This is a genomic window from Clostridium bornimense, assembly GCF_000577895.1.
In the GTDB taxonomy this organism is placed as follows: Bacteria; Bacillota; Clostridia; order Clostridiales; family Clostridiaceae; genus Clostridium_AN; species Clostridium_AN bornimense.
The window spans coordinates 781,823-796,244 of sequence record NZ_HG917868.1 but is presented as its reverse complement, the minus strand read 5'-3'; the positions used below and the strand labels follow the sequence as shown (position 1 = coordinate 796,244).

At 27.7% G+C, this 14,422-nt stretch carries 13 protein-coding genes; 4 read left to right on the top strand and 9 right to left on the bottom strand.

The features are described from left to right. Positions 1 to 73: 73 nt before the first annotated feature. Positions 74 to 910, top strand: coding sequence for a CvfB family protein (locus tag CM240_RS03585; protein ID WP_044036531.1), 837 nt, complete (start codon positions 74 to 76; stop codon positions 908 to 910). A 113-nt stretch (positions 911 to 1,023) separates the two neighbouring features. On the opposite strand, the gene CM240_RS03580 is transcribed toward CM240_RS03585, so the two are convergent. Further along, the gene (locus CM240_RS03580; protein ID WP_044036528.1) at positions 1,024 to 1,662 is read right to left on the bottom strand and encodes a hypothetical protein; all 639 of its coding nucleotides are present in this window, start codon (positions 1,660 to 1,662) and stop codon (positions 1,024 to 1,026) included. A gap of 275 nt (positions 1,663 to 1,937) precedes the next feature. Between CM240_RS03580 and ahpC the strand changes: the two genes are divergently transcribed. Together ahpC and CM240_RS03570 are read left to right on the top strand one after the other, a co-directional pair. Continuing rightward, a complete protein-coding gene (gene ahpC / locus CM240_RS03575) occupies positions 1,938 to 2,501 on the top strand; it encodes an alkyl hydroperoxide reductase subunit C (RefSeq protein ID WP_044036526.1) in 564 nt (187 codons plus the stop codon). A gap of 170 nt (positions 2,502 to 2,671) precedes the next feature. Continuing rightward, positions 2,672 to 4,336 (top strand): FAD-dependent oxidoreductase, encoded by a 1,665-nt coding sequence (locus CM240_RS03570; protein WP_044036525.1) that lies wholly within the window; start codon positions 2,672 to 2,674, stop codon positions 4,334 to 4,336. Positions 4,337 to 4,420: 84 nt separating this feature from the next. Here CM240_RS03570 and lgt read toward each other — a convergent pair whose 3' ends face one another. Continuing rightward, positions 4,421 to 5,182: a prolipoprotein diacylglyceryl transferase gene (gene lgt / locus CM240_RS03565; protein ID WP_044036523.1), complete on the bottom strand. Its 762-nt coding sequence runs from the start codon at positions 5,180 to 5,182 to the stop codon at positions 4,421 to 4,423. 91 nt (positions 5,183 to 5,273) lie between these two features. Beyond that, positions 5,274 to 5,837, bottom strand: a complete 564-nt coding sequence (locus CM240_RS03560) for a hypothetical protein (protein WP_044036522.1) — start codon at positions 5,835 to 5,837, stop codon at positions 5,274 to 5,276. Positions 5,838 to 6,394: 557 nt separating this feature from the next. On the opposite strand from CM240_RS03560, the gene CM240_RS03555 reads away from it, so the two are divergent. Beyond that, positions 6,395 to 7,333, top strand: a complete 939-nt coding sequence (locus CM240_RS03555; RefSeq protein WP_341349772.1) for a hypothetical protein — start codon at positions 6,395 to 6,397, stop codon at positions 7,331 to 7,333. Between the two features lie 72 nt (positions 7,334 to 7,405). Here CM240_RS03555 and CM240_RS03550 read toward each other — a convergent pair whose 3' ends face one another. The 6 genes from CM240_RS03550 to htpG all read right to left on the bottom strand — a co-directional run bounded on the left by CM240_RS03550 (position 7,406) and on the right by htpG (position 14,200). After that, the gene (locus CM240_RS03550) at positions 7,406 to 8,671 is read right to left on the bottom strand and encodes an O-acetylhomoserine aminocarboxypropyltransferase/cysteine synthase family protein (protein WP_044036520.1); all 1,266 of its coding nucleotides are present in this window, start codon (positions 8,669 to 8,671) and stop codon (positions 7,406 to 7,408) included. Between the two features lie 96 nt (positions 8,672 to 8,767). Continuing rightward, positions 8,768 to 9,067 (bottom strand): DUF3892 domain-containing protein, encoded by a 300-nt coding sequence (locus CM240_RS03545; RefSeq protein ID WP_044036518.1) that lies wholly within the window; start codon positions 9,065 to 9,067, stop codon positions 8,768 to 8,770. A gap of 107 nt (positions 9,068 to 9,174) precedes the next feature. Next, positions 9,175 to 9,648 (bottom strand): HD domain-containing protein, encoded by a 474-nt coding sequence (locus CM240_RS03540; protein WP_044036516.1) that lies wholly within the window; start codon positions 9,646 to 9,648, stop codon positions 9,175 to 9,177. Between the two features lie 16 nt (positions 9,649 to 9,664). Continuing rightward, on the bottom strand, positions 9,665 to 10,447 hold the full coding sequence (locus CM240_RS03535; protein ID WP_044036514.1) for a hypothetical protein: 783 nt from the start codon (positions 10,445 to 10,447) through the stop codon (positions 9,665 to 9,667). 128 nt (positions 10,448 to 10,575) lie between these two features. Then, entirely contained in the window at positions 10,576 to 11,805 is a 1,230-nt protein-coding gene (locus CM240_RS03530; RefSeq protein WP_051483662.1) for a DUF1002 domain-containing protein, read from the bottom strand. Positions 11,806 to 12,322: 517 nt separating this feature from the next. Beyond that, positions 12,323 to 14,200, bottom strand: a complete 1,878-nt coding sequence (gene htpG, locus CM240_RS03525; protein ID WP_044036512.1) for a molecular chaperone HtpG — start codon at positions 14,198 to 14,200, stop codon at positions 12,323 to 12,325. Positions 14,201 to 14,422 lie beyond the last annotated feature (222 nt).

The window sequence follows — 14,422 nt, the reverse complement described above, 5'->3', positions numbered from 1 at the left end:
TGTTACTAATATTAATTTTGCTATTACTATATCTTTTATGTTAAAATATAATTTACAACACTAGGAGGTGTGAATATTGAACTTAGGAAAATTCAATAATTTAAAGGTTGATAGAAAAGTAGAGTTTGGTTATTACCTTATTGACGCTGATGGTAATGATGTTCTATTACCTAAAAAATCATTAAATAACAAGAAAATTGCTGTAGGTGACAATGTAGATGCATTTATATATAGAGATTCATCTGATAGAATTATAGCTACATTAAAAGAACCTTTATTAACGGTAGGTAAGATAGGATATCTTAAGGTTACTGATATAACAAAATTCGGAGCATTTGTAAGCATTGGTCTAGAAAGAGATGTACTAGTTCCTTTTAAACAACAAACTTTCAAACTAGTAAAAGGCGGATCATATCTTTTTAGCCTTTATGTTGATAAGACAGGTAGACTCGCTGCTACCCCTAAAGTAGATGATTTTATCAAATTTGCAACTGATATAGCAGTTGGAGATATCGTAGATGGCTATGTTTATGGATTCTCTTCTGTTAATTCTGCTTATGTTGCAGTAAAAGGTTTATATAAAGGTATATTAGTTCATAATGAATATTTTGATACTCTTCATCACGGTCAAAAACTTACTGTTAGAGTAAAGAAAATATATGAAGATGGCACTCTTTCATTAACAACAAGAATTAACTCACTAAAAGATGAAAGATTACTTATTGAAGATAAAATTTTAAATCTTCTTAAAGAAAATGATGGTTTCATTCCTTTCTGTGATGCTAGTTCACCAGAAGAAATTAAAGAAGTCTTTAATTGTTCAAAAAATTACTTTAAAAAAGCTTTAGGTGGTTTAATGAAACAAAGACTTATTACTCAAGACTCTGAAGGAACTTACTTAGTTAAATAACATTAATGTTAAATTTAGAAAAATGGCTGTCGCAATAACGATTAAATTTCGTAAGCGAGAGCCCTTTTTAGTGCACAGGAATTAAGAAATAAGTAAGAGTAAATAGCTTTCATTTATTTGAATCCCCATGATTTTCCCAAGCATCTATATATTTCTCCATATTTTCTTGCATTTTCAAAAACAACTTCTTTTCCAACAAGTATTCCCATGGAACTAAATTTACTCATATCGTAACTGATATTATTTATATATAACGGTATACTTTCAAATCTATTAACATACATATAATCTTTAATTATTTGTTCTACTTCAGATATTTCTACTTTTGTATCTAATAAGCTCTTTTTTATAACAGAGTTATTTTCAATATAAGATACTACAATAGATCTTTCTGTTTTTGAAACTGCAACGTACTTCTCTTTCTCCATATTTAATATTGAACATTGTTCAACAAAGGATATTTTACTTGCATTTAAATATTCCTTAGAATATTCCTCTAAAATTACTTTGTCTATATAATTTGCATCATCTTCTAATAAGCAAAATAAGCTATTTTTTATTCTTTCATTATTTTTACTCCTAAAATCGCCTTCTAAACTACTACTATCATAAAGATAGTGATAAAAAGGTACATTAGGATTTAATTTTGCATTTTCTAAAAATAGAATCTCTTCTTTACCATCAGGATACCTATGGTAAAAATTATTTTTGCCTACTGCTAAAAAATAGCCTTCTTTTTTGATATTAAACATATCAATCCCCCATTTGATAAAAAATCAGATATTTTAATATATTACTTATACTATTTTATTCTAAATAAAGTTATTTTTCTATATTTTTACATTTAAATTTACAAACTTAATTATTTTTTTATCAATCTACATACTTTTTAATTAAAAAACCTAAACTATTTAAAATAAATATAGTTTTAGTGTTGACTTTTTGTTAATTAATAATTATTATTAAATAGTAATCATTAAACAATAATAATTATTAAATAATAATTCAAATTTAGGAGGATGATTTTATGTCATTAATAAATAAAAAAGTATCAGATTTCAAAGTTCAAGCTTATCACAATGGAGATTTCAAAGAAATTTCTTTAGATTCAACTAAAGGTCAATGGTCAGTATTCTTCTTCTATCCAGCAGACTTTACTTTTGTTTGCCCAACAGAATTAGGAGACCTTGCTGATAACTATGAAAAATTCAAAGAAATCGGATGTGAAGTTTACTCAGTATCAACAGATACTCACTTCGTTCACAAGGCATGGGCTGATGCTTCAGAAACAATTGCAAAAATTAAATACCCAATGCTTGGTGATCCAACAGGAACATTAGCTAGAGATTTTGGTGTTATGATTGAAGAAGAAGGTTTAGCTCTAAGAGGAACTTTCATCGTAAATCCAGAAGGAGAAATCAAAGCTTACGAAGTTCATGATTTAGGAATTGGAAGAAATGCTGAAGAATTATTAAGAAAAGTTCAAGCTGCTCAATTCGTAGCTGCTCACGGCGATCAAGTTTGCCCAGCAAAATGGACTCCAGGAGCTGAAACTTTAACTCCAGGATTAGATTTAGTTGGTAAACTATAATATTTAAAATTCCTTAATTAAATCCCTATAGAAATGTTTTTATAGATGGGGCTATTGCAAAAAGCTTATTTGCAATGCCCCATTATATTAATAATAAATTAAAAATGTAGAATTGATATCACAATATGTCAACTGTACATTTTTAATTTAAATGCTTTTAGGAGGTATATATGAATACAATTTATGACTTAATTATAATAGGTGCCGGACCAGCTGGGATATCATCAGCTATATATGCTGGACGTGCAAAATTAAATACACTAGTTCTTGAAAAAGAAAGCATCGGTGGACAAATCAAAACTACTTCAGAAATAGTAAATTATCCTGGTGTTATTCATCATAGTGGTAGTGGATTAATGGAAGATATGAGAACTCAGGCTAGCAACTTTGGAGTTAAATTTCAAGATGCTGAAGTAACTTCTGTAGATTTTAATGGTGAAGTTAAAAAGTTATATACTAATAAAGGTGAATTAAAATCAAGAGCTATTATAATTGCTACTGGAGCTTCACCAAGAAAACTTGGATTCCCTGGTGAAAAGGAATTTGCTGGACGCGGAATTGCATATTGTGCTACTTGTGATGGAGAATTTTTTAAAGATTTAGATGTTTTTGTAGTAGGTGCAGGATTTGCTGCTGCTGAAGAAGCTATATTCCTTACTAGATTTGCAAAAAAAGTTACTGTTATTGCTAGAGAGCCAGAATTTACTTGTGCAAAATCTATTGCCGATAAAGTACTAGCACATCCTAAAATTGAAGTTAAATTCAATACTGAAATAGTTGAAGCTTCTGGTGACGGTGTTTTAAATCATTGTAAATTTATAAACAATATTACAAAAGAAACTTTTGAATATACTGCTTCTGAGGAAGATGGAACATTCGGTATATTTATATTTGTAGGATATCAACCACAGACTTCACTATTTAAAGATTCTGTAGATATGGATAACTTTGGATATATAATTACTAATGAAAATATGGAAACAAATATTCCTGGAGTATATGCTGCTGGTGACTTAAGACCTAAAGTTCTTAGACAAGTTGTAACTGCAGTTGCTGACGGTGCTATTGCTGCAACTTGTGCTGAGAGATATGTTTCTGAAGAAAAAGAAAGATTAGGAATAAAAGATGACTTTGAACCTACACCAGAAAAAGTAGAAAAAGACACGACTACTTCTACTACAAATGAAGTTATAGGCGGACAAAGTAAATTATTAAATGATAACTTACGCAATCAACTTAAAGGTGTTTTCTCTAGATTGACAAAAGCTGTTACATTAGTCTCTATTGTTGATGAATCTTTACCTAAATCTATAGAACTTCGTGATCTAATATTAGATATTTCTAATCTTAGTGATAAACTAGAAGCTGAAATCTATAAAAAAGGTGAAAATCCAGCTATTGAAAATAAAATAAATGCTGATAAATTTCCAATAGTTGCATTCTTAGATTCTGATGGAAACTATAGTGGTGTTAAATTCCATGGCGTTCCTGGCGGACATGAATTAAATTCATTTGTACTTTCTATTTACAACTTAGGAAGTGATGGTCAACCTATAGAAAACTCAACATTAGAAGCTATAAAGAGTATCGATAAACCAACTAACATAAAAGTTGCTGTATCTCTTGCTTGTCATTTCTGCCCAGATGTAGTTGTAGCATCTCAAAGAATCGCTATAGAAAACCAAAACGTGGAGGCTGAAATGATTGATTTATCTGAATTTGGAGATATAAAAACTAAATTCAAAGTAATGAGTGTACCAGCAATTATTATAAATGATAAAGAAATTCACTTTGGAGCTAAAAAGATAGATGAAATAATATCTATAATTAAATAATACAAAAGAGGAATGTTACACAATAAATTTTGTGCAACATTCCTCTTTTTATTATACTGAAAAAATTACTTTCACTATTACTTCTTAAAATCTTTTATTTCTCTTCTTCAGTAGAATCAGATATCCTATCCATACTACAACACCTATAACACTTACAAGTTGTGCCATTTTAAAGGGACCTATCATCAAACTATCAGTTCGTAATCCTTCTATAAACACTCTTCCTAAAGAATATAGACCTATATATGTAAAAAATACTACCCCAACAGTCTTTACTTTTATTATTAAGTATATCAATATCACAAACACTAATATATTCCATATTGACTCATATAAAAATGTCGGATGATAATAAACCCCATTTATATTCATGCCATCTATAATAAATTTAGGAAAATGGCTTATAAACTCTGTACTAACAGGTCCACCATGAGCCTCTCCATTAAGGAAATTTCCCCATCTTCCTAAAGCTTGTGCTAATATTATTGAAGGCGCCGCTACATCTGCAAAATCTAAAAATCTAAATTTTTTTATTTTACAATAAATCAGTGCAGTTATTATAGCAGTTATTATTCCACCATGAATAGCTAATCCACCTTCTCGTGTATTTATAACATCAATAAAGCTATGATAATTTTCATAATTGAAAATTACATAATATAATCTAGCTCCTATAAAACTTATAGGCAATATAATTAATACTGCTGTCAAAAGATCATCATAGTTTACCTTTCTTATCTTACATGTATAACTTGCTACTAATAGTCCTAATAACATACCGGTAGCTATTAATATACCATACCACTTTATTTCTAATCCTAGTATAGTAAACGCCGTTGGATTCATAACTATTTCTCCTTTATATATTATTGTTATTTTATATTGTAAATATCTATTATACTAATTGCAACTAATTCTCATTTATATAATTAAAAGATTATATATCTAAAATATGTTCTGAAATAGTCGCTATCATTTTTTCTGAACATTTTGATATTATATATCCACCTCTATCTCCTATAATATAGGCTAGTGTTCCTCCTACAAAACTGCAAACTACTGCTCCAACGTTTCCTAATAACATTCCTATATTCATTCCTATTATTGTTCCATTATTAGAAGCTATTACTGCTGTAAATGTTGATATTGTCGCTTCTATCATCTTTATTATTCCATTTTTTATTGTCAATTCTCCTGTTGATATTCGTATAAGTACTTTTATATTATCTACTTGCACCGAAATTATATTACTTAACTTAGTAAATGACGTACTTTTAGGTATAAAAACTAAAATTCTTTTATCTGTAGCACTCTTAATAACTATGGCAGATACAGATTTAATAGTAAAATCTATTGCTGTAAATATAGACTTTTTAAGTATCTCTCCCTTATTCATCAATTCATTCTTTATGACCTCTTCTATTCCCTCTATACTCCCACCAACAATAGCCCCTTGAATAGCTGAATATGTTATAATACTTCCACTATTTATATGTTCCATTTCTTACTCCAAAAGTCACAGTACTCATATATTTATAATAGTTATAAACCTTGCGATAAGTTACTACTTATATTCTTTAGTTCATTAATAAAGTATATGATATAATCAACTTATAACAATTTTTTGAAATTAAGGAGTAATCGAAATACATAATTTAAGTAAAATATATTTACCTATAACTGCAACACCATAATGATAAAAAAGAAACAATCTCCACCTTTGCTATTAGATTTTATCCATGGACTGCAATTCTATTTTCAGAAGATTCTATGACTAATGTACAGAATAATTTTTTTAATCCAAATCAACATTTTTCAAAATTAAAATCATCTATCGAACCTATATTATTTGATATATCTACTATGAAAGAATAAAAGTAACTGAAAAATTACTTCTTAATAACTTACATTTAAATAAGAGAAATTTCATATTAGAAAATGCTCTATTTTCCATCTTGAAAAGTAAAGGAATTTTAAAAAATATTGCAAATTTACTATATACTAACATCATTAGTAGATAAAATAACATTAATAAAATGAAAGAGAGGTATATTATTTATGATGATTTCAAAAGAAACATATCTTGAAATAAAAACATGGATATATAGAAATGCAAGAAATATTGAATTAAGTCTTTGGAAATATCATTTTGAAAATGGAACTAAAGAGGATGTACTATCAGCTTTAAGTGTTTATCAAAATGAAGATGGTGGCTTTGGTAATGCTCTAGAACCTGATAGTTGGAATCCTAACTCTTCCCCCTATACAACACTGTATGCTATTAATATTTTAAAGAGTATAAATTATTTTGATTTAACTCACCCTATCTATAAAGGAATTACAAAATACCTGTTTAGCGAAAAAGATTTTGAGGAATATGGATGGAGATTTTCTATACATAGCAATGATCACTATCCACATGCTCCTTGGATGAATTTTAATGAAGAAACAAATATCACAGAAAGCATTGGAGTAACTGCAGAACTATCTGCCTTTATTCTGGAATATATAGATAATAATACTGATTTATATCAAAAAATAATAAACTTAATACATAAATTATTTTATAAGCTTACTAGTGATAATAATTTAGGAGAAATGGGTATAGGTGGTTTCATTGTACTTTTCAATACTATAAAAAAATTAAAAATGCGTGACTTTGATTATACTTGTATAGAAAAAAAATTAAATTATCTTGTTAAAAATTCAATTGAATATGATATTTCAAAATGGATATTTTATGGCGTACGTCCATCTAGGTATATTAGAACTCCAAATAGTATTTATTATGAAGAAAATAAGGAAATTCTCCGTAAAGAATTAAATTATATTATTGAAACAAAACCTAAAGATGATGTTTGGGGAATCACTTGGACATGGTTTGAGAATAATGAAAAATATCCAAAAGAATTTACTCTTAGTGAGAATTGGTGGAAAGCCTATAAAGCAATAGAAAATCTATCCTTACTAAAAAATTTTGATAAATTAGAATTATAGATTATATAAAAAGGCTATCGCGATAACAAATAAGATTTTGTAAGCGAAGCCTTTTATTGTACATAATTAACTTTATATTCTTTCTAATCCTTGCTCTAAATCAGCTATGATATCTTCAACATTTTCAAGACCTACTGATAATCTTATTAACCCTGGAGTTATCCCTGCTGCAACTAATTGTTCATCATTAAGTTGTCTATGAGTTGAACTTGCTGGATGTAAAATTAATGTATGTATATCAGCTACATGAACAGCATTTGATGCTAACTTTAATGAATCCATAAACTTCACTGCTGTTTCTCTTGTTCCTTTTATTGAAAAAGAAATAACTCCACTGCATCCTTTAGGTAAATACTTCTTGTATAATTCATAATACTTATTATTAGGTAATGCTGGATAATTTACAAATTCAACTTTTTCAGAATTATTAAGATATTCTGCCACCTTTTTTGCATTTTCACAATGCCTTTCTATTCTAACTGGTAATGTTTGTAATCCTAAATTTAATAGAAAAGCTGAATTAGCTGATGGGTAAGCACCTAAATCCCTCATCATTTGAACTCTGGCTTTTGTTATAAATGCAGCCTTTCCAAAGTCTTTTGTATATATAACTCCATGATAGGATTCATCTGGCTCAGTAAACTCTTTATACTTTCCATTACACCAATTAAAATTACCACTATCTACAATAACACCGCCCACTTGTACTGCTTGTCCATCCATATATTTTGTTGTGGAATGTATTACAATATCCGCTCCATATTCAATAGGCCTACAAAGTATAGGTGTTGCAAAAGTATTATCTATAATAAATGGTACATTATTTTCATGAGCCACCTTTACGAATTTTTCAATATCCAATACTGATAATGCTGGATTTGCAAGTGTCTCACCATATACAGCTTTAGTATTTTTCTTAAAATATTTTTGCAATTCTTCTTCTGGTAAATCTGGATCTACAAAAGTACACTCTATTCCAAATTTTTTTAACGTAACAGAAAATAAGTTTATTGTTCCTCCATATATCTTTGATGCACTAATAAAATGGTCCCCAGCACTTAAAATATTAAGAAGACTTATTAATATTGCTGCTTGTCCTGATGTAGTGCATAGAGCTCCTACTCCACCTTCTAATGCTGCAATTTTTTCTTCTACTGCAGCAACGGTAGGATTAGATATTCTCGAATACATATGTCCTTCAACTGTAAGATCAAATAACTTTCCAATATGTTCTGTAGATTCATAATTGTAAGTAGTACTTTGATATATTGGTAAAGATAATGGCTCCCCATTTCTTGGTTTATATCCTTCATGTAAACACTTTGTTTCAATATTCATTGAATAGCCCCCTTTTTATATTGTTTATGTAATATTATAACATTGATTTTAAAATAACCGTAGATTTTATTAAATCTACGGTTAGTATAACTACCTTTATTCTTTTATAGATGGTAAAGAACTTAAATTATTACCTTCACTTTGATCTGGCAAACTTCTTAAATATTCTTCTCCATTTCTAGTACTTATAGCTACCCCAGATATTCCTCCAGACCTAGCTATATTAATAGCTTCTTCTTTTGACACCTTAGCACCATCTGAAAGTTGATACCCTATCACATCTCCTGAATGTTTTATCAAAGCTGTTATTGACTTAGCATCACTGCTGGCTGTAGGTACTTCTTTGTTAATATTAACAGGTAATCCCCCCATCATTCCATCATGATTCTCATCCATAAATAACACCTCCAAATTACTTTTGTGGTATTATCTTTTCCAAGTTATCATTTATTATTCATATACATAAACATATGAAGATTTTTTTGTTATTATAATATTCTTGTTTATGGAGAAATCAAAGATGGATATATCCTAAATGTTTCTGCAATAGAACATATCTTATCAACTAATGATACAATAAATGCTTCTTTAGATCTAGGTATTTTAATTGTTAACGGCCACATATGTTTTAATATTATATCTCTTTCCGTATCGTTTATATCAAAATATTTAATAGCATTATCATATGCTATTTTAGGATGTCTAAATCCATGCCATTTTTTACGCCCTTCTTTTATATGCCAATCATACAAAAAGAAATCATGTAATGCAGCTCCTCTAATAAGACTTCTAGCATCAACATTAATATGAAATTTTCTACTTAGAAAATAGCTATAATATGCTACAGATAAACTATGTTCAAGACAAGATACTTTTCCATGTTGAATAAATGTATTCATGGACCTAAACTCTTCTAATTCCATGAATTCTTCTATACATTCCATATAATAATCTATTTCTTTTTCTTTTAATAGCATATATCAAACCCTCATTCTACTTACTATTAGTATATTCATCTAATAATGGATATAATTCCTTATCAATAATTGATATTTGTCTTCTTAAATTTTCTTTAGTAACTTCTTCATCTTTTAAATAGTCTAATTTTTCAAATATACTTATTAATCTAAAATATAACTCTGTATCATATTTTAGAAGAGATTTTATCTTACTATCTTTCCACATCTCTATAAATAAATAAAATTCCTTTTTATGAATTTCAATTTCTTCATCTATAATTTTATATTTTAAATATTTATCCAATATTTTTTTTATTTCATCATTATTATCAATGTTATCATAATAAAATCTATTAATATTAATTCGTTTTAATAAAACTTCTTCTTTATTAAAAATTTTAAGATTGCTAATAAATTTCTTTATTAGTTTTTTATTAAACTTTCTTCCTATTTTTATTTTATCCAAATGTATCTCTAATATGTATAAATCTTTAAATATCCGATCCATAACATATTTATCTTTATCATATTTACTTTTGTATCCTAAATAATAATTTGAAATATTATAAAGTACATCTCCAATGATAATCCAATCTCTTATATCATCGTCTTCATCTGATAATTCCTTTGCTACTTTTTCATATCTATTTAAACATGTCATTATATATTCTAAACTTAATTTACTTCCAGCATTATGTTTATTCAAAATGTTTATAATATCTATTACTTCATTGCAATTATATTCTCCACCCATATATTCACCCCAATCAAATATAACTACTTTGTATATATTATTATAGCATTTTTTTACATTCATTCAATATCTATTATCCATATTTATTTATTTTTTACATTTTTTATCTTGAGCATTATTAATAATAACCTTTTATTCCTTTAATATAAAACTGCTCCAAAATAAAACTTATTTTGGAGCTTCAATGCTATCTATTCTGTAATTTCATTGTTTGAGTCTTCATCATTAGTAGTTCCACTATCTATGTTGTTATCTTCATTATCTGTACTTTCTTCAGTAGAATTGCTGTTTGTATTATCGATACTTTCTTCAGTAGAATCATTATTTGTTTCATTTGTATCTTCTACATCGCTACTATCTTCACCATTAAATAATCCTGTGAACCAGTTCCAAATCTTTTTGAAAAATCCTTCTTCACTTCCATTTGAGTCTTCCGTATTTGATTCAACATTAACAGTTGTATCATCAGTAGAATCAATTTTTACATTGTCTCCAAGAACGCTATCATTAGTTTCTCCTAAAATTCCTGAGTCTTTATCATTACTATTAAATATTCCTGTAAACCATTCTCCTATTCCAGAGAACCAGTCTTTCATTCCATCAAAAAATCCTTTGTCTACTTTTTCACCCATAGCATCTAATTTATCAGATATTGTTTTTCCTATGCCCTTTAATGTATCTTTCATTTCTTTATAGTCATAATCTTGCTCTGCTATTTTTTCCATCAATGATTGAATCTGTGCTTGCTGTTCATCAGTCAATGTTACATTATAGTTATTCGTTACATTATTTATAGTTTCAGCTATTTGATTTGTATCGCTTGTACCATTTTTTATTATCTCTGTCTTTATATCGTTAATTACTCCTGTTGCTTTTTCTTGACCAATCTCATCACCTAAATCACCGGTAGTAATTAACTCCTCACAAGCTAATTCTTTCTTCTCTTCATCTAATTTTTCTCCTGTAGCATCTTCAAATGCTTTCATTATACCTGTTAATGCACCTGTACCTGATACTGCAAATGGACTTGCAATTACACAATCTGCATCAGTTAAACCAGCTGTTGAAAGTGTTGTTGCTACCATAGAACTTGTTACCCATGTAACATTGGCAGTCTTTACATTTATACCATTTCCGGCTTCTTTTGGTTCTACATATGAACATGAAAAAGTCTTTGTCCCAATTTGTGCTTCTGAAGCAACTCCTTCTAAGTATTGTCTTTCTTCTTCATTGTTAACTTCTAATACCACTACTTCGTTTTCTTCTACACCAAAATATTTTAACATTTTCTCTTTTTGTTCTTCATTTAAATTTGCACCTAATGTTACTACTCTAGAACCATCTGCAAAAGCTACTGTACTACTTCCAAGTACAAGGGCAACACATAGACCTAAAGAAATCAATCTCTTTTTTAACTTCATTGTTATTCTCCTTCTTAATAAATTATTATTAATCCACAAATACATAATACTACAGTTTTATGTATTTTCCCACAATTTTTGTTTATTTTTGTAATATAGTGACAGACAAACATTTTATATTAGTAGAAATTTTCTAAAATATTATATCATAACTATATTAATAATTTATTAACATTATCTTAATAACAACTTACATTACAAAAAAGATTTATGATAATTCGCATTTCACAATTCTTAATAGAAATCAATTAAAATAAATAGATCTGCTACTACTTATATTAGCAATAACAGATCTATATGAAAGGTAGCTTTCATTAGCCACATACAACACTGCATTATCCTATAAATTATAAAATAAATTTTTATAACAAACTGATGACACAATACTTATAAGCTAAGAAATTCTCTAAAGAAATTTCATCCATAACTAGTCCCTCTTACTTATTCTCTAATTACTATATGTTAAAAAGGCTGGCACTCACGAAATTTAATCGTATTGTGACAGCCTCCTTTAGCATTATTTCATTATCTTACATATATTATTAGTAAATTCAACTGGATCATTTATTGGTAATCCTTCTATAAGTAATGCTTGATTATATAAAACATTTGTATATAAATTAAATTTATCTTTATCATTGTCATAAGCTTCTTTTAAAGATTTAAACACATCATGATTTATATTAATTTCTAGTACCTTTTCTGCTTTTACATTTTCATTATTAGGCATAGAATTTAAGACTTTTTCCATCTCTATAGTAAGATCTCCTTCATTTGATAAACAAACTGGATATTTCTTCATTCTCTTTGAAGCTTTAACAGTCTTAACTTTACCATCTAGAATAGTTTTCATAGATTCAAATAAGTCTTTATTTTCTTTTTCTTCACTTTCAGTTACTTCTTGATCTTTATCTTCAATACCTAAATCTCCACTAGATACTGACTTAAATTCTTTTTCCTTATATGACATTAACATTCTAATTGCGAATTCATCGATGTCTTCTGTAAAGTATAAAATTTCATAACCTTTATCAGATACCATTTCAGTTTGTGGTAATTTTTCTATTCTTTCAATAGATTCTCCAGCTGCATAATAGATATATTTTTGATCTTCTGGCATTCTTGATACATATTCATCTAATGTTACTAACTTCTTTTCTTTTGAAGAATAGAACATTAATAAATCTTGAAGATCCTCTTTATGAGCACCGAATTCGCTATATACACCATATTTCAATTGTCTTCCGAAAGAATTATAGAATTTTTCATACTTATCTCTTTCATTTTTTAATGTATCTAATAATCCATTTTTGATTTGTGTTTTAATATTTTTAGCTATAAGCTTTAATTGTCTATCATGTTGTAATATTTCTCTGGAAATATTAAGTGATAAATCTTCTGAATCTACTATCCCTTTCACAAAACTAAAATAATCTGGGACTAAATCAGAACATTTATTCATTATCATAACACCATTAGAATAAAGTTCTAGACCTTTTTCATAATCTTTTGTATAGAAATCATATGGTGTCTTTTCTGGAATATATAATATAGAATTATAACTTACCATTCCATCAACACTTACATGTATATGTTTTATTGGCTTATCATAACCATAATGCTTTTCAGCATAGAAATTATCATAGTCTTCATCAGTCAATTCATTTTTATTTTTTCTCCAAATTGGTACTCTACTATTTATAGTTTTTTCTTCTATAATATCTTCATATTCATTTTCTGTACCTTCTTTTAATTTTCTTTCTGTAACATCCATCTTAATAGGATATCTTATAAAATCAGAATACTTTTTAATTATAGATTTAATTGTATATTCTTCTAAATATTCATCATAATTTTCATCTTCATTATTTTCTTTTATCTTAAGAATTATATCCGTACCAGCAGAGTCCTTTTCACATGGTTCTATTGTATATCCTTCAACCCCTTTTGACTCCCATTTATAAGCTTCATCACTACCAAAAGCTTTACTAATAACTGTTACTGTATCTGCTACTAAAAATGCAGAATAGAAACCTACACCAAATTGACCAATTATATCATGACCATCTTCAGTATCATTTTCTTTCTTAAATTTTAAAGAACCACTTTTAGCTATAACTCCAAGATTATCATCTAATTCTTCTTTTGTCATACCTATACCAGTATCAGAGATTTTTATAGTTCTATTATCTTTATCTATATATATCTTTATATAATAGTTATCTTTATCGAAAGTAATAGAATCATCTGTTAATGCTTTATAATAAATTTTATCAATAGCATCGCTAGAATTTGAAATAAGTTCTCTTAAAAAAATTTCTCTGTGAGTATAAATAGAGTTAATCATTAAATCTAATAATCTTTTTGATTCTGCTTTAAATTGTTTAGTTTCCAAGTTAAACCTCTCCCTTCAATATGACCCTTAAATCTCGTTTTGTTAGCAGTCAAATTAGTTGAGTGCTAACCTCTATAATTTATATACTCCTTTTTTCATTTAATGTCAACAACCTTAATAAAAAATTCAACTTTATTTTTATCTATCTCTTCTTTAACCATTCTTAGAAACAAGTGAAAAATAAAAAAACTGAACCACAATAAGTCCTATGACCTTGTGTTT